Here is a 2,707-nt window from a genome sequence, read left to right on the forward strand (position 1 = left end):
GAACCTTCACGGACTTTGTAGTCTTGGATGATTTATTAATGAGGCTGTCAAGTGTCTGCATCAGTTGCTCGCCTCGCAGGTCTTTGGCTACAATGCGTCTTTCCTTGTCCAGCAAGAAATTTGCCGGGATTGTTTGTATCTCCAATTGCCTCAACAGCTGTGTGGGTGACTCGTTCCGGAGAGTTCCTATCACTTGCAGGAATTCTTGGGTACTGTCCTCCTTTATGGCTTTTTGCCAAGCCTCTCGCTTGTTGTCCAAAGACACGGCGTAAATAGTCAAGTCATCTTTATATTTGGCAACAGCCTCTTTTAAGTTAGGAATTTCTTTTCTGCAAGGCTTGCACCAACTTGCCCAAAAATCCACAAAGATATAGGGAGTACTAATATCTTTGGTGGCAATCTTCTGTCCATTGGCATCCTCAAAGGTTAAGTCCAAACGACTGCCTAAATCCTTGTTTAGCGGAGTATACCGCATTCTTTCTTTACGTAACTCCCCATATCGGGCGGATGATTTTCGAGCTTCTTCGGAGGGGGGAACGACAGCCGACCGGTCATAAAATGACCTTAAACTAGGATACCAATCAAATTTCGAAGCATACTTAGGGAAGAGTTCGCTTGTATTTACACCCGGAATAACGTGTTTTATAATTGCAAAACACTCATATACTACTACAGGTTCAGTTGTTTCATCCATACATTTCTTTAACTGCTGGAGGTAGTGGTCGCTTAATATGCGGATACTGTCAGTCTGGTTATTTTCTGCGTAAAGTTGTATCTTGTTACGAAACCTTTTCTCTTCTTGCATCATCTCGTAGATAAAGTTATGCAGAGTTCCTTGAACGGCCTTTATACAGCAATCAATATTTATATAGGGAGAAGATTCATCTATATTCAGTATAAGACAAGAGTCTTGTTCTGCCATAAATCCAAGCTGCAAAGGTCCATTCTTGGAAAATGTCAACTTAGCACTTACAGCACACGGAATTTTGAAGTTGAGTTCTACTTGGTGCTGACCTTTTGCAATAAACGCTGAATCAAGAAAGCCGTGCTCATTTCCGGAAATCCAACCTTTATAATCATGAATATATACCCACTGATCTTCGCTGCAAATATAATCATCTACATTTAGAATAACTTTCGTGTTTTTGTATACTAACTTTTTATCTTTAGCAGTCTTGTCAAGATGAAATCCAAAAGAAAACATCAGCATTACGAACAAATAAATAAAAGATTTCATGATATTGTATTTTTGTGGAGTTGATTTAAATGTCGGGGAAAAAAAGTATGGCTACAGAAACAAGTATACCGAAAGCCAATATTCCTAAATAAGAGATGAAGGCAGGGGGATTATTCTGTTGACATGCACTTGTTATCCCTAAAGCTATTGCCAAAAGGATTGCTATGACAACCTTATACTTCCAGAGATGGTAACCCATGTTTTTCCATAGGTAAAGGGAATCGGAAGGAGTTTCTTCCGTAGCCTCTCCAAGCAGTACGGTTCCCGTCCATTTCTTTAAAAAAGTGTCCACCCCGATGCACTCCGAATTTTCAAATTCCACGATGGAATCGCTCTTTTTGGTCACTACATGGAATGGATTCTTGTCCACTTGCAGCATGGTGATGAAGGGAGCTTCCAATTGCGCGAAGTAGTCGGGTGACGGTGGCAGTTGATACACCTCGTTCTTTACGTGCAGTGCATCCAATGCATCGCTGATGCCCCGCATGCTGCTGCCTACAGGGGTGTCGAGCAGACGATGCACGGTGCTCTGGCTCACTTTTACGGATAGTGCCCGTAGATAGTGATAAAGAACGATACTGGTGTTGTCAACTGCGGTCATGAGTGATTCGCTTTTGGGATTGTTAGAGTTATAAAGAGAATATTCCCTGCAAATAAGTGTCGTCTGTTTCAATCTCAATGAGATAGTTACCAGAGCTTTCGCTGTTCAAATCTATATTGAGGGCAGCAGGACTACTATGTACTTCTGAATAGACAGTTTCACCGGTAGATTCATTGGTGATAGTGACATTGACAACGGCAATGTTTTCATTGAAGCTCACATTTACTACATTATTATAAAGGTAAGCATCGACTACCGGCACATATATGCTACGAACTATAGGTCCTCCATCTTTTTTAATAGGTGGGTCATCAGAAACTGTTTGCTGGAGAACAATCTTTATACAATCATTCACTTTCTCCGCATGTACTGCTATATTGCCAAGGGAGAAAATTGTCAGCAGGATAAGTAATAGTCTTTTCATCTTCATACGTTTTTATTTGTTACTGATGTCACAAATATAAACGCATTTTAGCTTATGGATATGTATAAAACATGTATAAAATACATGTATAACAGCATTTATGCATGTATAAATAGCTAAATTGTCTTAGTATATCGCTCTTTTAATACCTTTTGTAGAGAAGTTGAACCATGAGGGAACCCCATCTGCTTCTCAACAATTCGATTTGCTTTTTTGTGGATTGTGTCTCGTTTGCAGTCCAACAAACATCCGAAATAACTGACTGGCAAATCTGTCAGGTATAGGCAGCAAAGGTAAATCTCTTCTTGTGACAGGGTGTAATCTGCACATAGTCTTAAGGTTATGTGGTTCCAACATCGGTCTGTCTCGGCAATCAGTTGTAACCAGTCCTCCTTTCCCATGTGTAACTCTGAACCTTCACGGACTTTGTAGTCTTGGATGATTT

Annotated in this window: 3 protein-coding genes and 1 pseudogene; all 4 read right to left on the reverse strand. The window is 40.3% G+C overall.

The window, feature by feature from the left end:
- Positions 1-922: TlpA family protein disulfide reductase (locus HMPREF9446_RS17930; protein ID WP_172634252.1), on the reverse strand; the 922-nt coding region annotated here is incomplete at its 3' end.
- A 340-nt stretch (positions 923-1,262) separates the two neighbouring features.
- Complete coding sequence (locus HMPREF9446_RS12415) at positions 1,263-1,838, reverse strand: cysteine peptidase family C39 domain-containing protein (RefSeq protein ID WP_009126025.1); 576 nt, start codon at positions 1,836-1,838, stop codon at positions 1,263-1,265.
- Positions 1,839-1,866: 28 nt separating this feature from the next.
- Positions 1,867-2,262, reverse strand: a complete 396-nt coding sequence (locus HMPREF9446_RS12420) for a DUF3244 domain-containing protein (protein ID WP_039969437.1) — start codon at positions 2,260-2,262, stop codon at positions 1,867-1,869.
- Positions 2,263-2,378: 116 nt separating this feature from the next.
- Positions 2,379-2,707, reverse strand: a pseudogene (locus HMPREF9446_RS18985) (tetratricopeptide repeat protein); the annotation flags it as partial.

It is taken from the genome of Bacteroides fluxus YIT 12057, assembly GCF_000195635.1.
Lineage (GTDB): Bacteria > Bacteroidota > Bacteroidia > Bacteroidales > Bacteroidaceae > Bacteroides > Bacteroides fluxus.

Excerpts from the sequence above, each read along its gene's own strand:
- HMPREF9446_RS12420 (WP_039969437.1), bottom strand. The coding sequence starts at position 2,262 with ATGAAAAGACTATTACTTATCCTGCTGACAATTTTCTCCCTTGGCAAT.
- HMPREF9446_RS12415 (WP_009126025.1), bottom strand. The coding sequence starts at position 1,838 with ATGACCGCAGTTGACAACACCAGTATCGTTCTTTATCACTATCTACGG.